This window comes from Microbacterium sp. 10L49, assembly GCF_056395125.1.
In genome coordinates this window covers 359,244-380,891 of sequence record NZ_JBFTIW010000001.1, presented here as the reverse complement: position 1 = coordinate 380,891, position 21,648 = coordinate 359,244, and the positions used below count along the sequence as shown (strand labels likewise).

The 21,648-nt window shown below is 69.2% G+C and carries 23 protein-coding genes and 1 tRNA gene; 7 read left to right on the top strand and 17 right to left on the bottom strand.

What is annotated here, in order from left to right:
• Position 1 precedes the first annotated feature (1 nt).
• The gene (gene pgl / locus AC1DCT_RS01810) at positions 2 to 781 is read left to right on the top strand and encodes a 6-phosphogluconolactonase (RefSeq protein WP_441975843.1); all 780 of its coding nucleotides are present in this window, start codon (positions 2 to 4) and stop codon (positions 779 to 781) included.
• Between the two features lie 31 nt (positions 782 to 812).
• Here the strand turns inward: pgl and AC1DCT_RS01805 are convergent, their stop codons facing one another.
• The gene (locus tag AC1DCT_RS01805) at positions 813 to 2,036 is read right to left on the bottom strand and encodes a DMT family transporter (RefSeq protein WP_440731673.1); all 1,224 of its coding nucleotides are present in this window, start codon (positions 2,034 to 2,036) and stop codon (positions 813 to 815) included.
• A gap of 43 nt (positions 2,037 to 2,079) precedes the next feature.
• On the opposite strand from AC1DCT_RS01805, the gene def reads away from it, so the two are divergent.
• The 3 genes from def (at position 2,080) to AC1DCT_RS01790 (ending at position 3,528) form a co-directional block, all read left to right on the top strand.
• Positions 2,080 to 2,646: a peptide deformylase gene (def, locus tag AC1DCT_RS01800; protein WP_440731672.1), complete on the top strand. Its 567-nt coding sequence runs from the start codon at positions 2,080 to 2,082 to the stop codon at positions 2,644 to 2,646.
• 142 nt (positions 2,647 to 2,788) lie between these two features.
• Positions 2,789 to 3,301: a septum formation family protein gene (locus AC1DCT_RS01795; protein ID WP_441975842.1), complete on the top strand. Its 513-nt coding sequence runs from the start codon at positions 2,789 to 2,791 to the stop codon at positions 3,299 to 3,301.
• 154 nt (positions 3,302 to 3,455) lie between these two features.
• Positions 3,456 to 3,528 (top strand) — tRNA-Asn (locus tag AC1DCT_RS01790).
• A gap of 112 nt (positions 3,529 to 3,640) precedes the next feature.
• On the opposite strand, the gene AC1DCT_RS01785 is transcribed toward AC1DCT_RS01790, so the two are convergent.
• Genes AC1DCT_RS01785 through dusB form a run of 4 tightly spaced genes read right to left on the bottom strand, consistent with a single transcriptional unit; the run spans position 3,641 to position 8,883 of the window.
• Complete coding sequence (locus AC1DCT_RS01785; RefSeq protein ID WP_440731670.1) at positions 3,641 to 4,411, bottom strand: ATP-binding cassette domain-containing protein; 771 nt, start codon at positions 4,409 to 4,411, stop codon at positions 3,641 to 3,643.
• Between the two features lie 53 nt (positions 4,412 to 4,464).
• Positions 4,465 to 6,354, bottom strand: coding sequence for a DNA primase (dnaG, locus tag AC1DCT_RS01780; protein WP_477427164.1), 1,890 nt, complete (start codon positions 6,352 to 6,354; stop codon positions 4,465 to 4,467).
• Positions 6,354 to 7,739, bottom strand: a complete 1,386-nt coding sequence (locus AC1DCT_RS01775; protein WP_440731668.1) for a deoxyguanosinetriphosphate triphosphohydrolase — start codon at positions 7,737 to 7,739, stop codon at positions 6,354 to 6,356. Before AC1DCT_RS01775 ends, dnaG begins: the two co-directional genes overlap by 1 nt.
• Positions 7,729 to 8,883, bottom strand: coding sequence for a tRNA dihydrouridine synthase DusB (dusB, locus tag AC1DCT_RS01770; protein WP_440731667.1), 1,155 nt, complete (start codon positions 8,881 to 8,883; stop codon positions 7,729 to 7,731). Before dusB ends, AC1DCT_RS01775 begins: the two co-directional genes overlap by 11 nt.
• A 60-nt stretch (positions 8,884 to 8,943) precedes the next feature.
• Between dusB and AC1DCT_RS01765 the strand changes: the two genes are divergently transcribed.
• A complete protein-coding gene (locus AC1DCT_RS01765; RefSeq protein WP_477229150.1) occupies positions 8,944 to 9,435 on the top strand; it encodes a glutathione peroxidase in 492 nt (163 codons plus the stop codon).
• Between the two features lie 38 nt (positions 9,436 to 9,473).
• Here the strand turns inward: AC1DCT_RS01765 and AC1DCT_RS01760 are convergent, their stop codons facing one another.
• Positions 9,474 to 10,157 (bottom strand): DsbA family oxidoreductase, encoded by a 684-nt coding sequence (locus AC1DCT_RS01760; RefSeq protein WP_477427162.1) that lies wholly within the window; start codon positions 10,155 to 10,157, stop codon positions 9,474 to 9,476.
• Between the two features lie 53 nt (positions 10,158 to 10,210).
• Here AC1DCT_RS01760 and AC1DCT_RS01755 point away from each other — a divergent pair, with 53 nt between their 5' ends.
• A complete protein-coding gene (locus tag AC1DCT_RS01755) occupies positions 10,211 to 10,771 on the top strand; it encodes a P-loop NTPase family protein (protein ID WP_477427160.1) in 561 nt (186 codons plus the stop codon).
• A gap of 18 nt (positions 10,772 to 10,789) precedes the next feature.
• Here the strand turns inward: AC1DCT_RS01755 and AC1DCT_RS01750 are convergent, their stop codons facing one another.
• A complete protein-coding gene (locus AC1DCT_RS01750; RefSeq protein WP_477427158.1) occupies positions 10,790 to 11,740 on the bottom strand; it encodes a tetratricopeptide repeat protein in 951 nt (316 codons plus the stop codon).
• Positions 11,737 to 13,617 (bottom strand): DUF8094 domain-containing protein, encoded by a 1,881-nt coding sequence (locus tag AC1DCT_RS01745; protein ID WP_477427156.1) that lies wholly within the window; start codon positions 13,615 to 13,617, stop codon positions 11,737 to 11,739. Before AC1DCT_RS01745 ends, AC1DCT_RS01750 begins: the two co-directional genes overlap by 4 nt.
• A gap of 186 nt (positions 13,618 to 13,803) precedes the next feature.
• Here AC1DCT_RS01745 and AC1DCT_RS01740 point away from each other — a divergent pair, with 186 nt between their 5' ends.
• A complete protein-coding gene (locus tag AC1DCT_RS01740) occupies positions 13,804 to 14,868 on the top strand; it encodes an AI-2E family transporter (protein ID WP_440731661.1) in 1,065 nt (354 codons plus the stop codon).
• Between the two features lie 6 nt (positions 14,869 to 14,874).
• On the opposite strand, the gene AC1DCT_RS01735 is transcribed toward AC1DCT_RS01740, so the two are convergent.
• From AC1DCT_RS01735 to rpsB, 9 genes are all read right to left on the bottom strand, one after another.
• Positions 14,875 to 15,588, bottom strand: a complete 714-nt coding sequence (locus AC1DCT_RS01735) for an alpha/beta hydrolase (protein WP_477229151.1) — start codon at positions 15,586 to 15,588, stop codon at positions 14,875 to 14,877.
• A 1-nt stretch (position 15,589) separates the two neighbouring features.
• Complete coding sequence (locus AC1DCT_RS01730; RefSeq protein ID WP_440731659.1) at positions 15,590 to 15,874, bottom strand: hypothetical protein; 285 nt, start codon at positions 15,872 to 15,874, stop codon at positions 15,590 to 15,592.
• Positions 15,875 to 15,887: 13 nt separating this feature from the next.
• Positions 15,888 to 16,511 (bottom strand): aggregation-promoting factor C-terminal-like domain-containing protein, encoded by a 624-nt coding sequence (locus tag AC1DCT_RS01725; protein WP_440731658.1) that lies wholly within the window; start codon positions 16,509 to 16,511, stop codon positions 15,888 to 15,890.
• 127 nt (positions 16,512 to 16,638) lie between these two features.
• Positions 16,639 to 17,220, bottom strand: coding sequence for a DivIVA domain-containing protein (locus AC1DCT_RS01720; protein ID WP_440731657.1), 582 nt, complete (start codon positions 17,218 to 17,220; stop codon positions 16,639 to 16,641).
• Positions 17,217 to 18,308 (bottom strand): phosphatidate cytidylyltransferase, encoded by a 1,092-nt coding sequence (locus tag AC1DCT_RS01715; protein WP_477427155.1) that lies wholly within the window; start codon positions 18,306 to 18,308, stop codon positions 17,217 to 17,219. The genes AC1DCT_RS01720 and AC1DCT_RS01715 overlap by 4 nt, the downstream gene beginning before the upstream one ends.
• Positions 18,309 to 18,316: 8 nt before the next feature.
• Positions 18,317 to 18,871 (bottom strand): ribosome recycling factor, encoded by a 555-nt coding sequence (gene frr / locus AC1DCT_RS01710; protein ID WP_045273202.1) that lies wholly within the window; start codon positions 18,869 to 18,871, stop codon positions 18,317 to 18,319.
• A 102-nt stretch (positions 18,872 to 18,973) separates the two neighbouring features.
• Positions 18,974 to 19,690, bottom strand: a complete 717-nt coding sequence (gene pyrH / locus AC1DCT_RS01705) for a UMP kinase (RefSeq protein ID WP_440731655.1) — start codon at positions 19,688 to 19,690, stop codon at positions 18,974 to 18,976.
• Positions 19,691 to 19,800: 110 nt separating this feature from the next.
• Positions 19,801 to 20,628: a translation elongation factor Ts gene (gene tsf, locus AC1DCT_RS01700; protein ID WP_440731654.1), complete on the bottom strand. Its 828-nt coding sequence runs from the start codon at positions 20,626 to 20,628 to the stop codon at positions 19,801 to 19,803.
• Positions 20,629 to 20,706: 78 nt separating this feature from the next.
• Positions 20,707 to 21,630 carry a 30S ribosomal protein S2 gene (rpsB, locus tag AC1DCT_RS01695; RefSeq protein WP_441975824.1) on the bottom strand — a complete coding sequence of 308 codons (924 nt, stop codon included), beginning with the start codon at positions 21,628 to 21,630 and terminating at the stop codon, positions 20,707 to 20,709.
• Positions 21,631 to 21,648 lie beyond the last annotated feature (18 nt).

Below are 21,648 nucleotides of genomic sequence, written 5' to 3'. Positions count from 1 at the left end.
GATGGCTGCGGATTCCCCCGCCAAGCGGGTCGTCATCGGCGAGGACCCGGCGTCTCTCGCCGGCATCGTGGCTGATCGGTTCCTCGTCCGCGTGCACGCACGCATCAGGGACGGGCGGCTCGCCCACATCGCCCTCACCGGAGGCAGCATGGGAACCGCTGTGCTGCGGGCGGTCGCGGAGCACCCGCGCGCGTCCGAGGTGGACTGGTCGCTCGTGCACTTCTGGTGGGGCGACGAGCGCTTCGTGCCGGCGGACGATCCCGACCGCAACGCGGGACAGGCGCGGGCGGCGCTGCTGGACCGCATCCCGGTCCCGCCGGAGAACGTGCACGAGATGGCGGCGAGCGATGCGGGGCTGAGTCTGGACGAGGGCGCCGCGGCCTACGCGGCGGAGCTCGCGCGCTTCGGCGATGCGGAGCGTGCCTGGCCGTCGTTCGCCGTGTGCTTCCTCGGCGTCGGCCCCGACGGGCACATCGCCTCGCTCTTCCCGGACCACCCGGAGATCACGGTGACCGACGCCGCGGTGCTGCCGGTGCGGAACTCGCCGAAGCCGCCACCAGAGCGGATCACACTGACCCGTCCGGTGATCAACGCCTCCAAGCGGGTGTGGCTCGTGCTCACCGGCGCGGAGAAGGCCTCGGCACTCGGTCTCGCCCTGGCGGGGGCGAACTACGAGAACGTGCCGGCCGCCGGCGCCAAGGGGCGCAAGCGCACCGTGTATTTCGTCGACGAGGCAGCGGCCGCCGAGGTCGCACCCGACCTCATCGACATCGATTACTGACCGACCCCGCAGGGCCGGATCCGGTTCCCGCTCAGGCCCCTGAGGATCCGTTCCCGCGCTCATCGGCGTCTCCGCCGGCGCGGGGAGCGTCTTCACGGCGGAACGGGGCCACGTTCGACGGCCACTCCGGCGCATCGGGATGATGACCCGGAGCACCCTCGGAAGCACGCCCGGGCGAGGCCGAGGGCGCGGCAGCCTGCGACGCGGCCCCGCTGGGCGGCGTCTGCGTCGTCGAAGATCCGGATTCCTCGCGCGCGCCGGAGGGCGTCGCATCGCCGGAACTGCCCCGAGTGATCGGCAGCTCCTGGCTCTCGCTGATGACCTGCGGATGATAGCGGGCGAGCGTGACCACGCCCCAGCCCGCGATCGCGCCGGAGACCCCGAAAGCGATGAACACCCACGGCGGCGCCGCTGCTCCCTCTTCGAGCACGAGCAGCCCGATCAGCACCGCCACCATGGGGTCGACCACGGTGAGCCCGGCGATCACCAGATCCGGCGGACCGGAGCCGTACGCGGTCTGCACGAAGTAGGCGCCTGCGGCACCCGCCGCGATCAGGGCGATCACGCACACGGCGGTGAGCCAGTCGAACTGCCCGAACTGGATCCGGCTGATCACGGCCTTGGCGAGCGTGGCCACGAAGCCGTAGAGGATGCCGGCGCCGGTCACATAGAAGAGCGCACGCATACGGCGCCGCAGGATCAGCCAGCAGGTGCCGAGCACGATGATGACGACCAGCAGGATCGTGAGGATGGTGAACAGCTGGATCTCGCTGATCTCGCGCTCCACGGCGAACAGGGCCGCGAACAGCACGAAGATGAAAATGCCGCCCACGCACGCGAAGATCGAGACGAGCGAGCGCTTGGTCGGCGCGACGCCCGTCACCCGGGCGTTCAGCAGCGTCGTGATGACGAGCGCGATCGCGCCGAGCGGCTGAACCACGATCAACGGCGCCTTGGTGAGCGCAGCCAGCTGGCAGACGATGGCGAGTGCCAGCATGAGGGTGCCGATGATCCAGGAAGGGCGTGTGAGCAGCCCGCGGACCTGCGCCCAGCTGAGGCCTGTGGCGGCGTCGGAGCCGCTGAGTCGCTCCACCTTCTCCACACCGCGGTGCTGGTACTGCGCGCCGAGCGACATGAACACAGCTCCGGCGAGGGCGAGAGGGATGCCCATCAGCAGACCGGGGTTCTGGAACACCCCGGCGAGATGCTCGCCGACGTCGGCCGTCCCCATGGTCCGCGTCACGTTCTCCAGCACCCTTCGAGCCTACCTGCCGCCCGCCGCCGACTAGGGTTGACGCGTGGCTGTGCTTCCGATTCGCATCATGGGCGACCCCGTTCTGCATTCCCCCGCCGATCCGGTCGGCGAGATCACCGATGAGATCCGCACTCTGGTGGCGGACATGCACGAGACCATGGACGTCGCCCCCGGCGTCGGACTCGCCGCGCCGCAGGTCGGTGTCGGCCTGCGGATCTACGTCTATTCGTATGTGGACGACGACGAGAACCCGTGGCGCGGGGAGATCATCAACCCTGTGCTCTGGATGGCGCCCCTCGAGCCTGGCTCCCCCGACCCGGACCTCGAGTCCGAGGGCTGTCTGTCCTTCCCCGGCGAGCGGTTCCCGCTGCGCCGCTCGGAGCGAGTGCTGGTGACCGGCATGGACCTGAACGGCGACGCGGTGCGTATCGAGGTCGACGGCTGGCGCGCCCGCATCATGCAGCACGAGTTCGACCATCTCGACGGCATCCTCTACGTCGATCGCCTCGACGACGGCGACTGGAAGACCGTGCAGAAGATCGCCCGCAAGCGTGGCTGGGGCCGCCCCGGCGCCAGCTGGCTGCCCGGCGTGGACGATCTCGAAGGCTGAACCCGAGAACTTCCACTCGGCACAGAAATTCCCCAGGACAGCGCATCTTTCGCGCAGGTTTGAGATTTCCTCTTCCGCACCGGTACGTTCGTACCGTTCCCGCGTTCTGCGTGGATTCATAGCTTCTAGAGGGGGAATTCCCATGAACGACCGCGCTCTTCTCCGCCGCGTCGCCGTCGTCGGCTCTGCGCTGGTCTTGGCCGCCGGGCTCAGCGGCTGCAGCGTGATCGGCAGCATCCTCGGCAACGGGGGCGGCGACGCGCCGCGCGACGACAAGGCCCAGGTCACCCAGAGCTCGAGCATCGGCATCTTCAATCTCAAGCTCGGCGACTGCAAGATGAGCGATTCCGGGACGACCGTCAGCGACACCGACGTCGTCCCGTGCGACAAGCCGCATGATGAAGAGGTCTTCTACGAGTTCAAGCTCCCCGACGGCGAGTACGACTCCGCCGCGATCGACAAGGAGGTCGAGAAGTGCGCTGGTGACGCCTTCACGACATTCATCGGCATCGCGTACGACGACTCGACGCTCGACGTCGCGTACATGACGCCGACGAAGGACACGTGGGAGGAGATGAACGACCGTCTCGTCCAGTGCATCGTGAGCGACCCGGCCGGACAGACGACGGGCTCCCTCAAGGGATCCGCGCGCTGAGCGCACCGGAAGCCGCGTCTTAGGAAGGGCCCGCTGCGGCGGGCCCTTCCGTCGTTCACGACATGCGCGACGACGCGCCCGGGCGTCGTGCCGTGGCGGAGTCGGGACGCAACCTTTGCTATAGTTGACGAGTTGCCCGCGCAGCGGGAAGCATTCCTCGGTAGCTCAATTGGCAGAGCAGCCGGCTGTTAACCGGCAGGTTCTTGGTTCGAGTCCAAGCCGGGGAGCGATCCCCTCGAAGGCCCCGTCTCACGACGGGGCCTTCGTCGTTCCCGAGCGGGCACAGCCGCGGCGATTCAGGGTCGTCGGGCGTTACGGCTCACCTCATCCCGGGACCACTCAGCGCGGGTGCTCGGTGCCCGGGGTCCAGAGCAGATCCGCGCCCGCGCCCCGTGCGACCACATGGCCCTCGCGGATCATGAGCGTCTCCGCGCCCAGTTCGCGTGCGAACGCCGCGTCATTGCTGACCAGGAGCGCCGCCATCCCGCGTTCGGTGCGACGGCGCGTGATCGCGGCGAACACGACCGGCCGCACCTCCAGGTCGAGGTTCGCGAGCGGCTCGTCGGCGATCAGCACGGTCGGATCGAGCACCAGGGCGCGGGCGATCGCGACGCGCTGGCGCATGCCCGCGCTGAGCTCATACGGAAACGACGCGGCGAGGCCCAGAGGCAGGTGCAGTTCGTCCAGCAGCGTCGCCACCCGGATCGCCAGCGCCTTCACGTTCACGCGCCGCTCGCGCTGCAGGATCGGCTCTGCGATGATCTCCTGCACGGTCAGCTGCGGAGTGAGCAGAGCCCCGGCGTTCTGCGGGAGATAGCCGGCCCGATACGTCAACTCGCGCAGCCGGCGTCCGGGATGGCGCACCGAGACGCCGCATACCGTCGCGGATCCACCGACGACCCGGATCGAGGGGTCGGCGGCGCCGGCGAGGGCGCCGACCAGCGTCGACTTCCCGGCTCCGGTGGCACCGGCGATGCACATCAGCTCCCCCGCGGGCAATGCGAAGGTCACGCCATCGATCGCCCTGGTGGGAGCGGAGTGCCCGATCCGGTCGATGACGATGTCCTCGCAGACGATCGCGGTGGATGCATCCCCCGTCGCACGTGCCATGCACCCATCCTGCCCGATGCCTGCGGGCTCGGCGCTCTGGACCGCGGCGGGCCTCAGTACTCGATGAAGCGCTGCCGCTCAGCGTCGATCTCGACGATGCGACGCGCGATCGAACGGGCGCCCTCGGAATCGGCGGGCAGGCGCTGGATCGCACCCAGCAACTCGTGCTTCTCCCGCTCCAAGCCGCGCGCGATGAGCCGGCGGCAGAGGTCCGTCGCGGATGCTCGGGCGCCCTGCTCGTCCCGCGCGGGGAACGCGGCCATGAGCAGCTCACCACCCAGTCCGCGATACGGCTCCCGCACGGCGTCCACGGCCTGCAGCGCCCAGCCCGGTCGCTGCCGGTCGGAGATCTGCGCCACGGCCTCGCGCACGGCGTCCAGGGCGGGCACGGAGAACGGCGCGGTCATCGCGCGCTGCAGCAGTTCCGGATCGAGCTGATGCCCGTACTGCAGCGCTCCCATGAGCGCGTCGCGCTCGAGTGAGGCCTCCCCCGTGCGCGGAAGCGTGGCGAGCGTCACCACCGGAATGGATACCGGCGCGGAGGGGCCGTCGAGCGCGCCGGGATGCGAGCCCATGGCCGCTGTCGTGGTCCGCTGCTCTCGGGTTCCCGCATCGCCCTGACGGCGGCGTTCATGGCGGCGTACCTCCGCATGCACGTCCGTGGGGTCCATGCCGAGCCGGCGGGCAAGGATTCGCTCGTACTCGGGACGCAGCAGGGCGTCGCGAATCTCGCCGACGATCGGTGCCGCCGCGCGCAGTGCGCCGACGCGCCCCTCCGCAGTGCCGAGATCGAACGAGGCGATCTTCCGATCGATCACGAACTCGAACATCGGCACCTTGGCCGACATGAGGCCGCGCACGGCCTGGTCACCGCGCTGCAGGCGCAGATCGCACGGGTCCAGCCCGTCGGGTGCCACGGCGACGAAGGTCTGCGCGTTGAACCTGTCGTCCTCCGTGAAGGCGCGCAGCGCCGCCTTCTGGCCCGCCTCGTCGCCGTCGAACGTGAACACGACCTCGCCGGCCGAGGAGTCGTCGCCCATGACCCGGCGCAGGAGCTTGATGTGCTCGGCCCCGAAGGCCGTGCCGCAGGTGGCGATCGCTGTCGTGACGCCGGCGAGGTGGCACGCCATCACGTCGGTGTACCCCTCGACCACGACGACGCGCTTGGGATCGCCGCGGGAGATGTCGCGCTTGGCCAGATCCAGTCCGTAGAGCACCTGGGCCTTCTTGTAGATCGGCGTCTCCGGGGTGTTCAGGTACTTCGGACCCTGATCGTCGTCGTAGAGCTTGCGGGCGCCGAACCCGATGGTCTGGCCCGTCACGTCACGGATCGGCCACACCACCCGGCCGCGGAACCGGTCGTACACGCCGCGCTGGCCCGCAGAGACCAGTCCGGCCGCGGTGAGCTCGTCGCGGGTGAACCCCTGCGCGCTGAGCGCCTTGAGCATGCCGTCCCAGCCGCGCGGTGCGTAACCCACGCCGAAATGGGCGGCGGCCCCCGCGTCGAACCCGCGCTGGCCGAGGAACGCGCGCGCAGACTCGGCCTCCGGGCTGAGCAACTGGCCGCGGAAGAACTCCGCGGCCGCCGTGTTCGCGGCGTAGAGCCGGCTGCGCCCGCTCGTCTCCGGCGCGGGACCGCCGTCCTCGTAGTGCAGGGTGTATCCGACGCGACCGGCGAGGCGCTCCACCGCCTCGGTGAAGCTGACGTGGTCCATCTCGCGCAGGAACGAGTACACGTCCCCTGAGGCGCCGCAGCCGAAGCAGTGGTAGTAGCCGACCTGCGGGCGCACATGGAAGCTGGGGCTCTTCTCGTCGTGGAACGGGCACAGGCCTTTCATCGAGCCCACCCCCGCGGACTTCAGCGAGACGCGCTCCCCCACGATGTCGGCGATGTTGGTGCGCGACTTGACCTCGTCGACGTCGGCCTGCAGGATCCGGGGCATCAGCGCCCGCCGTGTTCGACGTCGACGAGCGCAGCCCGGGGGGTGTGCGCAGAACGCGGCCTGGCGTGCCGGGGCGACCAGATGCCGACCTCGGCGGGGTCGATGTCCCCGACCAGCCGGTTGTGCCAGTCCACCGCGGTCTGATCCGTCAGGCTGGCGACCTGATCCACGACCACTCGGGCGCGCTCTGCATCGGATCCGGCCGCGTGGAAGTCCGCGGCGAAGGCCGGTTCGAGCACGTCGGCGCCTGCGGTCCACAGGGCATCCGTGGACCACAGCGCGTCGGCGAGGCGCTTGAGCACCCGGCGCTGCTCCTTGTAGACGCCGCGACGGGCGTCGATCGTGACGATCGCCTGCCCCATGATCCCCTTGAGCACAGCGATCTCGGCCTCGATCACCTTCGGCACCACCACGTGCGCGCTGTACCGGGCGAGACTCGTGCCCGGATATGCCTCTCGGGTCGCGGACACCGCGGCGCGCGCGAAGCGGCCGATCATGTCACTGGTGAGGTTCTTCAGCCTGGCGAGATCACGCCGCGACCGGTCGAAGGAGCTCAACCACATCGGCTGCCGGGTGAGTCGGTACAGCGCGTCGGCGAGATCCTCGCGGGTGAAGTCGTATCCGACCCACTGCTGAACGCGCCCGACCAGCGCGTGATGCTCGGCCGGATCCGCCAGCTGGGCGACATCCAGGTACCCGTTGACGATCGCGTCCTCGAAGTCGTGCACCGAGTAGGCGATGTCGTCGGAGAGATCCATGATCTCCGCCTCGATGCAGCGCAGGCGTCCCGGTGCTCCCTCACGCATCCAGCGGAACACGTCCTCATCGTCGGGGTACACGCCGAACTTGAGCCGGCCTCCGGGATCGGGCAGAGGGCTGTCGACGGTCCAGGGGTATTTGCAGGTCGCATCGAGGCTGGCCCTGGTGAGGTTGAGTCCGACCGAGCGATCGCGGTCGTCGAGCACCTTCGCCTCGAGGCGCGTGAGGATCCGCAGCGACTGCGCATTGCCCTCGAAGCCGCCGATGTCCTCGGCCCAGTCGTTGAGCGCGCGCTCCCCGTTGTGCCCGAACGGCGGGTGCCCCAGGTCGTGGCTGAGGCATGCGGTGTCGACGACATCGGCGGACACTCCCAGGGCCACCGCGAGCTCGCGGCCCACCTGCGCCACCTCTAGCGAGTGCGTGAGACGGTTGCGGGCGAAGTCCGCGGTGCTCGCCGGGCTCAGCACCTGGGTCTTCGCCGCCAGACGGCGCAGACCCGCCGAGTGCAGAACCCGCGCGCGGTCCCGGGCGAAGTCGTCCCGTTCGGAGCGGTGGGTCTCGGCGAAGAAGCGGGCGGCGTCGTGCGCGTCGTAGCCATCGACGCGCACGACGTCCTCAGCCGCCACTGTTCTCGACCTCGGCGCCGCGCATCATGTCGGTGACCTCGGAGGCGACCTCGCGCGAATCCAGCCATCCGTCCGGCAGCGCCGTGCGCTTCGGCGTGCCCGCGCGACCGCGCTGGCCCTCGGCTGGCGCACCCGGATACGGCGCGTCTCCGAGCGTGCCCAGGATGTCGTCGATCTCCTGCAGAGTCGACACGCGGGCGAGGGCTGCCCTCGTCTCGCCGCCCACCGGGTAGCCCTTGAAGTACCAGGCGACGTGCTTGCGCACGTCCTTGCAGCCTCGGTCCTCGTCCTCGAAGAACTCGACCAGGAGCTCCGCGTGCCGGCGGAACGCGTCCTTGACGAAGCCCAGGGTCGCGTCGACCTGCACCGCGTTCTCGTCACCGAAGGCGCCGGCGAGCTCGCCGAACAACCACGGTCGGCCGAGGCAGCCACGGCCGACCACGACACCGTCGCAGCCCGTCTCGGTCATCATCCGCACCGCGTCGTCCGCGCTCCAGATGTCACCGTTGCCCAGGACCGGGATCGAGGTCACCGCCTGCTTGAGCTCGCCGATCGCCGACCAGTCCGCATGTCCGGAGTAGTACTCCCCCGCCGTCCGCGCGTGCAGCGCGACCGCGGCGGCCCCGGCGTCCTCTGCGGCACGGCCCGCGTCGAGGAACGTGAGGTGATCCTTGTTGATGCCCTTGCGCATCTTCACGGTGAGCGGCACGTCGCCCGCGGCCTTGACGGCGCGGTCGACGATGTCGGCGAACAGTCCGATCTTCCACGGCAGCGCCGCTCCCCCGCCCTTGCGGGTGACCTTGGGCACGGGGCAGCCGAAGTTCAGGTCGATGTGGTCGGCCCTGTCCTCCGCGACGATGATCCGCACGGCCTCGGCGATGGTGGCCGGATCCACCCCGTAGAGCTGGATCGATCGCGGCGTCTCGCTCTCATGATGCTGGATGAGACGCATGGTGATCGCGTTGCGCTCCACAAGCGCCCGCGAGGTGATCATCTCGCTGACGTACAGCCCCGCGCCGTACTCGCGGCACAGGCGACGGAACGCGGTGTTGGTGATGCCCGCCATCGGCGCGAGCACGACGGGGACGTCGATGCGCAGCGGACCGATCTGCAGGGGCCGGACGGAGGCAGGGGCGAGAGTCATATCCTGTCCATTGTCCCAGATCCGAAGCCTCCGATCCCCGTCGCTCCTAGGCTTGGGGATATGTCCGACACCTCGCTGCGCCAGATCCCCTTCACCGATGCCGACGGCGGCACCCGCACCCTCGACGACTACGGCACCGGCCCCGTGCTGGTCGTCAACGTCGCCTCGAAGTGCGGACTGACGCCGCAGTACGCGCAGCTCGAGGAGCTGCAGCGCCGGTTCGGCGACCGGGGCCTCACCGTGGTCGGGTTCCCCTGCAACCAGTTCTTCGGGCAGGAACCCGGATCCGTGGACCAGATCCTCGAATTCTGCTCCACGACGTATGGGATCTCGTTCCCGATCAATGACAAGGTCAAGGTCAACGGGCGCGGCGCCGCCGATCTCTACAAGACCCTCAAGCAGACCGAGGACGGTCACGGCAAGGCGGGGCGGGTGGAGTGGAACTTCGAGAAGTTCCTCGTCGCCCCGGACGGATCCGTGCGGCGCTTCCGTCCGCGCCAGGTCCCCGACGACCCCGAGATCGTCGCGGCCATCGAGGACGCCCTGACCTGACCACCCCCGCCACCTGATCGGAAGGGGGCGGCGGGGCGTCAGCCCTCGAGCACCTCGGCGGTGTCGCCGCGCTTCGCCCACAGCTCGCGCAGCACGCCCGCGAACGCCTCCGGCGGCTGTGCGCCGCTGACGCCGTACTGCCCGTCGATCACGAAGAACGGCACGCCCTGGATGCCGTAGGCCTGAGCCTGCGCCTGATCCTGACGCACGTCCGCCAGGTGCCGCTCCGTCTGCAGGGCCTCGAGCGCGGCCTCACGGTCCAGACCGATCTCGGCGGCGAGATCGGCCAGATCATCGATGCGGCCGACGTGGCGTCCCTCGAGGAAGTAGGCCGACATCAGCCGCTCCTCCATGTCGTGCTGGCGTCCCTGTGCCTTGGCATGATGCAGGAGCTCGTGCGCCTTGACGGTGTTCGTGTGCTGCAGCAGGTCGAAGCGGTAGTCGAGCCCGGCTTCCTTGGCGACGCCGGTCACGCGGTCGAGCATCTGCTCCACCTGAGCGCGCGGCATCCCCTTGTGGCCGGCGAGGAAGTCGGCCTCGTCGCCCTCGAAATCGACGGGAGTGTCCGGCGAGAGCTCGAAGGAGTGGAACGTGATCGACACCTGCGGCGCGTCCTCGTCCTCCGCGGTGGCGGCGAGACCCGCCTCGAGATTGCGCTTGCCGATGTAGCACCAGGGGCAGGCGATGTCGGACCAGATGTCGATCGAGATGGGTTCACTCACACATCGATTCAACCGCATGTTCCCGGGGATATTCCGGATGCTAGCCTCTTCCGGTGCCCGCCGACCCCGCCCCCGCGCCGCGGCGGATTCTCATCGCAGGCGTGACCGGGAGCGGGAAGACGACGCTGGCACGCCGTCTGGCAGCGACACTGGGGCTGCGCCATGTCGAGATGGACGCGCTGTTCCACGGGCCCGACTGGACTCCGCGTCCCACATTTCTCGACGACGTACGGGAGTTCGCCGCGACCGACAGCTGGGTCACGGAGTGGCAGTACTCGAGCAGAGGCACGGATCCGATCCTCGCCCCGCGCGCAGACCTGGTGATCTGGCTCGACTATCCGTATCGCATCGTGCGCACGCGTCTGCTGTGGCGGACGATCTCCCGCAGCGTGCGCCGCACCGAGCTGTGGAACGGCAACCGCGAGAAGCCGCTCTGGGACATGCTCCGCCACGGTCCCGAGGAGAACATCCTGCGCTGGCAGACCACGACACTGCACAAGTGGCGCGACCGCATGCCCGAGATCGCCGCAGAGCATCCGGATCTGCCGATCCTGCGGTTCACGCACCCGCACGAGACCGAGGAATGGGTGCGGACGCTGCGGGACAACGGCTGACCGCCGCCGCAGCACCGCTCAGAACAGCAGTGTGGCGAGGCGCTTACGCGCCGCGACGACACGCGCATCCGCGTCGCCGACCAGGCCGAACAGCTCGACGAGGCGCTCGCGGACGACGCCCTGCTCGTCGGCCGGCACCGCGGTGAACAAGTCGAGAAGCCGGTCGAACGCATCGGCCACGTGGCCGCCTGCGACGTCGAGGTCTGCCACGGCGAACTGCGCGGGAATGTCCGTCGGCGCAGCCGCAGCCGCGGCGCGCGCCTCGTTCAGGTCGAGATCCTGGGTGCGGAACAACAGCCGGACCTGCCCGAGGCCCGATCGGGCCTCCTCGTCACGCGGATTCTCCGCCAGAGCCTTCTCGTACGCCTCGATCGCCGCAGCGAAGTCCCCGCGCTCGATCGCGTCGAACGCCGCCTGGTGCAGCGGTGGCAGCGGCTGCTCGACCGGCTCTGCCGCATCGTCCCCGGCAGCGGCTTCGCCGACCGGGATGGTCCCGGTCACGCCGTGCTGCGCCGCCAGCTGCAGCAGCTGCGCGAACACCTCCCGCACCTGCTCCTCGGGCACGGCGCCGGTGAACAGCGGCACGGGCTGACCCGCCACGAGCGCCACCACCATCGGGATCGACTGCGCGCGGAACCCCTGGGCGAGCTGCGGGTTGGCGTCCACGTCGACCCTGGCGAGCACGACGCGGCCTGCGAGCTCGGTGACGACCTTCTCCAGCACCGGGCTGAGCTGCTTGCACGGGCCGCACCACTCGGCCCACAGGTCGACGACCACGGGAACGCGCTGCGACAGCTCCAGCACCTGCCCGAAGGTGGCATCGGTGACGTCGACGACCAGCGGGATCGCGGCGCCGTCCACCGGGCCCTGCTCCTGGTCCGGAGCACCTGATGCAGGTGCGGCCGGGCGATTGCGCAGCGAGGAAAGGTCGACAGCGCCGCGGAGGGCGGCGGCGGACAGCTCGGTCATTTGATCTCCGTCACACTCTGGAGCTGCTGGGACGCTGCCAGCAGCGTGATCTTGTCGTCGGATCCCTGCGCGGGCACGGCGAAGAACAGCTGCATCCCGTACACGGACACGAAGCCCGTCTTCGACTCGTCCACGCCCGTCAGAGCCTTCGCGGGAGCATTCACCACGGTGCCGTTCGTGTCGACGTTCTTGATCGAGGCGTCGGCGCTGGTCGGCTTGATCGTCTGCGAATCGTCGACCGTCACCGAGACGATCGCACCGCTGTCGATGCTCGACATGGAGACGGGCGCGCCGGCGCCGGCGGTGGCGGCGAAGGCGAGACTCGACGTGGCGTCGGCGCCCTTGTCCTTCAGCGCCTGGAGCACGGTCGCCCGGCTGTCCTGCACGGACTTGGCGAAGGCGAGCGCCGACTTGTCGAACTTGTCGTAGAACTCGCTCTTCTCGCCCTGATCGATCACGTTCGCGAACTCCGCGGCCAGCTCATCCGGCGCGGCCACGAGGAACGGCGAGTCCGGCGGGGTGAGCTTGGCGCCCAGCCACGCAGGAGCCATGTTGGGCAGCTTCGCGGACGCCTGCATCTCGGCGACCGAGGAGATCTTGTAGTCGGACCACGGATCCGGCTGCGTCATCATCATGATCAGCGGGGCGACCTTGTCGTCGCTGCCGTGCTCGACGAGCATGAGCACGGTGCGCGGCCACGAGTCGTACGCCTGGGGCACGAGGATCTTGACCTTGTCGGCCGGGATCGTCGCCGGCAGCGAGAAGTCGGCGACGCTCTTGCGCACGGCATATGCGGTCTTGCGCGCCTCGAGGGCCGCGCCCTCCAGGCGGGTCCCCGCCTTGGCCGCGTCGAGGTTCTTGTCGGCGTCGGCGAGCGTGCCCGAGATGCTCTCCAGGATCCGTGCTGCCTGCGCCTCGGTGACGGCGGGAGCCTGCTGGCCCGCCTCGACGGCCTGGGTCTCGGTCGGCGTCGGCGTCGGCGAGGTCGCGGGATGCGGCCAGATGTCCGGCGAGCAACCGCTGAGCAGAGCGGCGGTCACGCCGACCGCGGGCAGCAGGAGCAGCGCCCGTCGACGCCTCGGACCCATGGCACGGCGCTCGCGCACGACGCCGTCCTGACTCGACGCCTGATCGGGCTCCGGCGACGCCTGGTCCCCGGCTGGAGCGGGGTCGGCCTCGGGGGCCGCGTCGATGGCGGCGCGGTCCGCGACGTCGATGGGTTCGGTCACCGGAAGGGGCGGCGGGGCCTTGCGGCGCGGGCCACGGCCCCTGCGCGAATGCCGGATCGCGAGCACGTACAGCACCAGCCCGACCAGGAAGAGGATGCCTCCCGCGACCATGAGCGGCCCTGCCCACGGCGTCGCGGTGTCGAGGGGCCACTTCAGCACCACATCGGTGGGCGCCTCGGCCTTCCCGTCCGAGGCGACCAGCACGCTCACGCCGTCGGGCACCTGCATCCGATCGACCAGCGAGTTCTTGTCGGTGAAGCTGTCCAGCCACAGATCGGATCCGGCGGGGTTGCGCTGAACGTCCTTCGCGCCGTCGCTCGCGACGGTCGGCTCGATCACCTTCGCGGTGGTGGTGCCGTTCTTGGCGAGGGAGATCCGGTTGTAGCTGGCGTCGCTCAGCCAGGCCTCGAGATCGGCGGTGCGCGCCTGAGCGACGAAGATCGTGCCGTCACCGTGGGCGACGAGCGTCTGCTCCCCCGGGTGGGCACGGAGGACGGCGGAGTCGATCACCGTGTACGCCTGCGGGGCCTTCACGGCCAGCTCGGCCGCGACGTCCTTCGGGCCGAGGAAGATGGTCCGCTGCGCGATGCCCGTCCCGATCAGGACGGCCGCCAGCACGAAGGCCAGAACAGCCCATACAAAACGCACGAAAAGTCTCCTCCGCGATCCTCGGGCAGGCGCCCGGGATCTCCGCTCGACGTTTCAGACTAGCGAAACGACCTGTATGGATGCCACGAGAGGCCCCTCGGCGCGCTCAGCCACGGCCGTTCGGCGATGCTCTGAGGCTCTGTGAGCTGCGCCGGTTACGCTGAAGAGCCCAGCCCGAAGGATCCCATGAAGCTGCACAACCCGTTCCGCACCGCCCTGGTGGCGACCCTCGGCGTGGGCCTGGGCATCATGCTCATCCAGAGCGTGCAATCCCTGTCCACGATCCTGCTGTACGTCGGAACAGCCTTGTTCCTGAGCCTCGGCCTGGATCCGATGGTGAGCTGGCTGACCCGTCGCCGTCTGCCTCGGTGGGCGGCCGTGCTGATCACGATCCTGGTCGTGCTCGGGGTGTTCGCGGGCATCGTGCTGATGGTGATCCCCATCCTGGTGACCCAGATCTCCCAGCTCGTTCAGCAGATCACGCAGATCGTGAACAGCGGCACGGCCATGGCCGACTTCAAGCACTGGCTGGAGGGGCTGCTCCCCAATCTCGACGTCGACACCGTGTTCGGCTATGTCAACGACTGGCTGAACAAGAACCTCGGCGATATCAGCAGCTCGATCGGACAGGGCGTGATCGTGGTCGGAGGTGCCCTCTTCGCGGGGATCAGCGGCACGTTCATCGTGCTGATCCTGACGATCTACTTCACGGCGGCGATCCCGTCGCTCAAGGGCGCCGTGTACCAGGTCGTCCCCGCCTCCAAGCGCGACCGCTTCATCGATCTCGCCGAGCAGATCACCGCCTCGGTCGGGCACTACGTCATGGGCCAGGTCGCCATGGGCGTGATCAACGGCGTGCTGAGCTTCATCTTCCTGTCGATCATCCAGGCGCCCTTCCCGATCGTGCTCGCAGTGATCGCGTTCTTCTTCTCCCTGATCCCGCTCGTCGGCACCCTGACCGGCTCGACGCTCATCGTGCTGCTGTGCCTGATCCCCGGGCTCGGGTCTCCCCCGTGGGCCTGGTTGATCGCCGCCGCCTACTACCTCGTGTACATGCAGATCGAGGCCTACGTCATCTCGCCGCGTGTGATGAACCGCGCGGTCGCCGTGCCCGGAGCCGTGGTCGTGATCGCGGCGCTGTCGGGCGGCGCGCTGCTCGGCCTGCTCGGCGCGCTCATCGCGATCCCGGTCGCGGCCAGCATCCTGATCATCTACCGCCAGGTGCTCATCCCGAGGATGAACGAGAGATAGCCGCCCTCAGGCCGCGGGCCACTCGCGCGGCAGCGGAAGTGCGGCGGGGTTCACCGCCGAGACGATCTCGTCCAGCACGCGACGAGTCTGACTCTCACCCACCCAGAGGTGCTTGCCACCGTCCACGGCGATGAGCTCGACGTGCGGGATCGCTGCGAACCGCGCCGCGGCCTCGGCCGGACGCAGATAGTCGTCGAGCTCGGGGACCAGGACCACCACGCGCCGCTCGTCGTGCGCCCAGGCGGCCACCTCGTCGGCGGTCGCGCGATGCAACGGCGGCGAGAGCAGGATGACGCCCTCGATGTCGTGCTCGCGGCCGTACTTGAGCGCGAGCTCGGTGCCGAACGACCAGCCCACGAGCCATGGCCGGGGCAGGCCGCGCTCCCGCGCGAACGCCATCGCCGCGGTCACGTCGTGGCGCTCCGCCGCTCCGCCGTCGAAGACGCCCTCGCTCGAGCCTCTCGGCGAACTCGTACCGCGTGTGTTGAAGCGCAGCACGGCGAGATCGGCCAGCGCCGGCAGCCGTGCCGCCGCCTTGCGCAGGATGTGCGAATCCATGAAGCCGCCCGCGGTGGGCAGCGGATGCAGCGTGACGAGCGTCGCCACCGGATCCGCGGCCTGCGGCATGGCGAGTTCGCCGACGAGGCGCAGCCCGTCCGCGGTGCGCAGTTCGATGTCCTCGCGTCGCGCGGGCAGAGGGCGAGGTCCGCGGATCTCCACGTCAGCTCCTGTTCCAGCAGCCGTTGTGCCAGTGCCGCCGAGCGGCCAGGTCGGCCGCGTCACCGAGCACGCCGTCCGCGCGCCAGACCACCAGATGCGCGGTGCGCGCAGGGATCACGCTCCGACAGCCCGGGCACACGTACTCCTTCTGCGCCTGCGCCGCCGTCAGAGGCTGGACGTACCACTCCGAGCCGCCCCGCGCCTCTGTACGCTTCCATCCGGCGATCAGCCGGTCGAGCGAATCCTCCTGCGGGCGCTCCTGACGTCGTCGATGCGGGCGTGGCATGGGTGAGCGCCGCTCACCACCAGTTGTTGGCGGACCAGAACGCCACGGCGGCGCCCCAGCTGCCGTAGCGGCCCACGGCGTAGCCGTTGCCCCAGCGCAGGTTGTCGACGGGGTCATAGCCGTTCCCGGGCACCTTGCTGCACGGCAGCGCCTGCACCAGACCGCACGCGCCGGATCCGCTGTTGGTGGCGTTCGGGTTCCAACCGCTCTCGCGGCTCACGATGTAGTCGACGTAACCCCAGTCGCTGGATGCGATGCCCGCTGCGGCCATCCACTCCGCCGGCGCGCCGCCGCCGCTGTAGTACATCGGTCCCGCATCCCCCGATGAACCGGAAGAAGAGGAGGAGTCATCGCTGGATGCGACCACCGGCTCAGGCGTCGGAGTCGGCTTCGGCGCGACATAGACGTCGAACGCATCGCGCGTCTGCGTGGTGGGCGTCACGCCGTGCACGGAGACGGTGATGTTCTGCGCGTCGCGGGCCGCCAGCGAATAGGCCGTGGTCGCCGCGGCGTGGGCGGGCTCCGAGGCCGACATCGCGAACCCGGCGGGAGCCACGATCGCGACGGAGAATCCGACCACGGCGAGCCCTGCGAGCACCGCGGAGGTCGCACTCCGACCGGGGCGTGCATTCGCCACCGGACGGGGAGCTGTGGCTGCGTCGTTCTGCACGGCGGTTCGGGGGCGCGCCGCAATCGAATCGTTATCGGGAGTCACAATGGGTCCGAGTTTAGCCAGCCGAACCTGAATTCGCCATGAGAATCGCTCAACGGATCGCGAGCAGCACGTCGATGGTCGCGTCGAGGAGCGCATCGACCTGCTCCTCGCGGTAGCCGCGGCGCTGCATCCGGAACGCGGTCTGACGCACCTGCTCCGCTGTCAGCGCGTCGCCGTCGCGGAGGAAGCGCACGATGCGCTTGGCGACGTGATCTACTTCGTCGACGCGGTATCCGAAGGTCAGCATCCCGGTGCGGGCGAACTTGTGCCCCTGCGGTCGGGTGAGGTGGTCCAGGATCACCTGCGCGTCGGTGCGCGCCCGCCCGACCCAGGCGGAGGCGCCGTCCGTGGAGACGACGAGGGCGCGCTCGCGCTGCGCGAATGCCTCCTCGACCCTGGCCAGCGCGGCGTCGACGGCGGCGATGTCATAGCCGCCCCGCACCAACGGGAACGAGGCCGCGCGGATGTCGGAGGATCCGATTCCGTCCGCCTCGTCCTCGAACGCACGACGCGCGCGGAGCAGGAACGTGTCGACAGCGGCGCGCTGATAGCCCTTCTCCCTTCGCGGGAGCACGGGAAAGCTCGGCGCGGCGCCGGAGGCGTCGCGATCGGTTCGTGCGGAATCGGTCATGCTGCCGCCAGAGGGGTGAGAAGGAGGTACAGGGCGAGCGCGACCACAGCGGAGGGGAGCATGCTGTCGAGCCGATCGAGCAGACCGCCGTGCCCGGGGATCCAGGAGCTCATGTCCTTGATTCCGAGATCGCGCTTGAGCAGCGACTCCCCCAGGTCGCCGATCGTCGCGGAGGCCACGAGGACTGCGCCGACGATGAGGCCGGCCCACCATGGCAGGCCGAGGAGAAAGACGCCGACGAGGGCACCGGCGACCAGAGATCCGAGGACCGCACCGGCAAAGCCCTCCCACGTCTTCTTGGGGCTGACGCGAGGCGCCATCGGATGACGCCCGCCACGCCCGAACAGCAGGCCTGAGGCGTAGGCGCAGGTGTCGGCCACGACCACGACCACGATGAGCGAGAGCACCCACCACTCTCCGCGGGGCTGACGCAGCAACATCAGCATCAGCGCGCCGAGGAACGGCACATACACCTGGATGAACCCGCCGGCCAGGGCGTCGGTGAGGACGTCGCCGTAGGTGCGCCCGTCCTTTGCGACCATCTGAGCGACCAGACGCCACACGACGACGCCGAACACGGCGACGAACAGCATCACCCAGGTCAGCCAGGCCTCGGCGAAATAGCCGCCCGCCGCCAGCGCCGCCCCGAGCACGAGCTGCGGCCACAGGTCGACCTTGCGTCCGCCGCTGCGCAGCGCGAGCACGAGCTCCCAGACGGCGATCAGGATGATCGCGAGGCCGATCGCCACGAACGACCACTTCGCCAGCAGCAGGGAGGCGAGGATCACACCGCCGATCAGCAGGCCGACGCCGGTCGCGACGACGAGGTCGCGCCCGGTGCGCTCCTTGATGCGCTCGTTCGCCTGATCCAGCTGGTCACGAGCGTGCGAGACATGCGTCTCGATCTCAGCCTTCTTCGCACGGAATTGCGCCTGCAGGTTCTCGCCGCTGCGCTGGGCCGGACTCTCCTGGCCGCGCGGCGGTGGGATCTCGTCGTCGCGGCGCTGCTCAGCGTCATGGATGCGCGACGGAAGCGGTGGTCTCGGAGGGATCCTCGACGCGTCCTCGTCGCCGGAAGGGGTGCTCATAGGCGGTCTCAGACCTCGAGCAGCTCTGCCTCTTTGCGCTTGACAGCCTCGTCGATGAGGTCGACGTGCTGGCGCGTGAGGGCGTCGAGCTCCTTCTCGCCGCGAGCGATCTCATCCTCGCCGAGGTCGCTCTTCAGGCCGTCCAGCTCATCTTTCGCCTTGCGCCGGATGCCGCGGACATGCACCTTCGCGTCCTCGCCCTTGCTCTTCACGAGCTTGACGTACTCCTTGCGACGGTCGGCCGTGAGCTCGGGCATCGTGACGCGCACGATGTTGCCGTCGTTCGTCGGGTTCGCGCCCAGATTCGGCATGTCGCGGACCGCCTGCTCGATGGCCTTGAGCGCGGTCTTGTCATAAGGGGTGATGATCAGCGAGCGCGCCTCCGGATTGGCGAGCGATGCGAGCTGTGCAAGCGGAGTCGGCGTGCCGTAGTAGTCCACCAGGACCTTCTGGAACATCTGCGGGTTCGCACGGCCGGTGCGCACCGTGCTGAAGTCCTCCTTGGCGGCCTCGACGGCGCGCTGCATGCGGGAGGTGGTGTCGGCGAGGACATCCGCGATCACGGTGACTCCTATTCGTCAGGGGGTTGCGATTCAAGTCTATCGGGGAGGATGTGCGGATCCCCGGCCCTACGCCCAGCGGCGCGGCCCGGGGATCCGATGCTCTCAGGCGATGACGCGGGTTCCGATCGGTTCGCCCAGTAGCGCGCGGGTGATGTTGCCCGCGGGCTCCATGCCGAACACGCGCATGTCCATGCCGTTGTCCATGCACAGGCTGAACGCCGTGGAGTCCACGACCTTGAGGCCGCGCACGAGCGCGTCCTGGAAGGTGATCTCCTCGATCCGCTCCGCCGAGGTGTCCTTCTTGGGGTCGGCCGTGTAGATCGCATCCACGCCGTTCTTGGCGACCAGGACCTCGTCGGCGCCGATCTCCAGCGCACGCTGCGCCGCGACGGTGTCCGTGGAGAAGTACGGCAGGCCCGCGCCCGCGCCGAAGATCACGACGCGGCTCTTCTCCATGTGCCGCTCTGCACGCAGCGGCAGGTACGGCTCGGCGACCTGGGTCATGGCGATCGCGGACTGCACGCGCGGCGACGCGCCCGCCTGCTCGAGGAAGTCCTGCAGCGCGAGCGCGTTCATGACCGTGCCCAGCATGCCCATGTAATCGGCGCGGGCACGATCCATGCCGCGCTGGCTCAGCTCCGCTCCGCGGAAGAAGTTGCCGCCGCCGACGACGACGGCGATCTCGACCCGGTCGGTGGCCGCGGCGATCTCTCGCGCGATCTGGCTGACGATGTCGGGGTTGACCCCGAGCTGGCCGCCGCCGAAGGCCTCACCGGAGAGCTTGAGGACGACGCGTCGTCGCCCCTGTCGTTCGGTCATGGAGTACTTCCTCTCGTCTGGGAAAAGATATCGTCTGCAGCCCCCCGTGCAGGAGCGGGGGCATGACGAAGGGGTCCGGATCCTGGTGGATCCGAACCCCTTCGATGCTGTTACGCGCCGACCTTGAAGCGGGCGAAGCCGGTCACGTTCAGACCGGCGTCCTTCGCGACCTGGCCCACGGACAGCTTGTTGTCCTTGGCGTAGTCCTGCTCGAGCAGGGCGACCTGCTTGAAGAACGCGGTCACGCGCCCCTCGACGATCTTCGGCAGGGCGGCCTCGGGCTTGCCCTCGTTGCGGGAGATCTCGGTCACGATCTCGCGCTCCTTCTCCACGTCCGCAGCCGGGACGTCCTCACGGGTGAGGTAGGAGGGGTTCGCGAACGAGATGTGCTGCGCGATGCTGCGAGCGGTCTCCGCGTCGTCACCCGTGTAGGCGACGACGACGCCGATCTGCGGCGGGAGATCCTTGCTCGTGCGGTGCAGGTAGACCTCGGTCCGCTCGCCGGAGATGGTGGCGACGCGACGCAGTTCGACCTTCTCGCCGATGATCGCGGCCTCGTCGGAGATCAGCTGCTCGACGGTCTGACCGCCGGCGTCCGCCGCGAGGGCGGCCTCGACGCTGTCCGCCTTGATGGCGGCGGCTGCATCGGCGACCTTGTCGGCCAGCGCGATGAAGCGCTCGTTCTTCGCGACGAAGTCCGTCTCGCAGGCGAGCTCGACGAGCGTCACGGCGCCGTCCTGCTCGCGGGCGACGACCAGGCCCTCGCTGGTGGAACGGTCAGCGCGCTTGGCGTTGCCCTTCGCACCCTTCAGGCGAAGGATCTCGACGGCCTTCTCGACGTTTCCGTCGGCCTCTTCGAGCGCCTTCTTGGTGTCGACCATTCCCGTTCCGAGCTGCTCACGCAGCGCCTTGATGTCGGCGATGGTGAAGTTGGCCATGTTGTGGTGGCTCCTTGCTTCGTATGTATGCGTGGTGGATGCCGGTCAGCTGGCTTCTGCCAGATGACCGATAGGCGATTACTTGTCGGTCGACTCGGCGGCGGCGACCTCGGCCACCGTCTCGTCGGCAGCAGCGGCGATCGTCTCGTCGTGCGCCTCGGCGCCGGCCTCGTCCGCAGCGGACTCGGTCGCGGCGACCTCTGCGGCTGCGCCCTCGACGACCTCGGCCGCGGGGGTCTCGTCGGCGGCGGGGGCCTCGAGGAGCTCCTGCTCCCACTCGGCGAGCGGCTCGGCGTCGCCGACCTCGGGGTTGTGCTTGAGCTGCAGGCCCTCGGCCGCGGCGTCGGCGATGATGCGGGTCAGCAGCGAGACCGAGCGGATCGCGTCGTCGTTGCCGGGGATCGGGTACTGGAAGTCGTCCGGGTCGGCGTTGGTGTCGAGGATGCCGATCACCGGGATGCCGAGCTTCTTGGCCTCGTCGATGGCGAGGTGCTCGCGCTTGGCGTCGACGACCCACAGGGCCGACGGGGTCTTGGTCAGGTTGCGGATACCGCCCAGCGACTTGTGCAGCTTGTCGAGCTCGCGCTTCTTGAGCAGCAGCTCCTTCTTCGTGAAGCCCGATGCGGCCGGGTTCTCGTAGTCGAGCTCCTCGAGCTCCTTCATGCGGGCGAGACGCTTCGCGATGGTGGTGAAGTTGGTGAGGAGGCCACCGAGCCAGCGCTGGTTGACGTAGGGCTGCCCCACGCGCGTGGCCTGCTCGGCGAGGATCTCCTGCGCCTGCTTCTTGGTGCCCACGAAGAGGATGGTGCCGCCGTGTGCGACCGTCTCCTTGACGAAGTCGTAGGCCTTGTCGATGTAGCCCAGCGACTGCTGCAGGTCGATGATGTGGATCCCGCTGCGCTCCGTGAGGATGAAGCGCTTCACCTTCGGGTTCCACCGGCGGGTCTGGTGTCCGAAGTGAACGCCGCTGTCGAGCAGCTGGCGGATGGTGACGACGGCCATGGTCGTACTCCTTGTTCG